Origin of the sequence: Cupriavidus sp. KB_39, assembly GCF_052114485.1 — a bacterium.
GTDB lineage: Bacteria > Pseudomonadota > Gammaproteobacteria > Burkholderiales > Burkholderiaceae > Cupriavidus.
Map to the genome: position 1 here is coordinate 1 of NZ_JBFREV010000234.1, position 401 is coordinate 401.

Sequence of the window (401 nt, forward strand, 5' to 3'; positions counted from 1 at the left end):
GTGATGAAGCCAAGATGAAGCCAATGTAAGGGGAAGGCTGGCCGCGCCTGTGCAGCCCCCGCACAAATCCTGTGCGGCGCATGGCGTTGTAGTGCAGCGTGGCGGTACCTAGACTGGCGCCTCTTTCCTGAGGAGCCTGTTGCATGAACTTCCATCTGCCACGCTATTTGCGCTTCGCTACCGTCGGGGTCTCGCTCGCCGTATCGGCCGCATCGGCCGGCGCCGCCGGGGCGAACCCGCATCCGGGTATCCGCGCGATTCTAGGCGCCCAGCCCATCGACCATCTCGAGGCCAGCACCACCGCGCTGGTCATCATCGACTTCCAGAAGGAATACTTCTCCGGCCGGCTGCCCATCCCGGACGGCCGGCGTGCGCTGGCGCAGGCGCAGCGGCTGGTGGCG

The 401-nt window shown here is 66.3% G+C and carries 1 pseudogene; it reads left to right on the top strand.

Going from position 1 to position 401, the window contains the following annotated elements:
- Positions 1 to 143 precede the first annotated feature (143 nt).
- Positions 144 to 401: pseudogene (locus tag AB4Z27_RS29720) on the top strand (cysteine hydrolase); the annotation flags it as partial.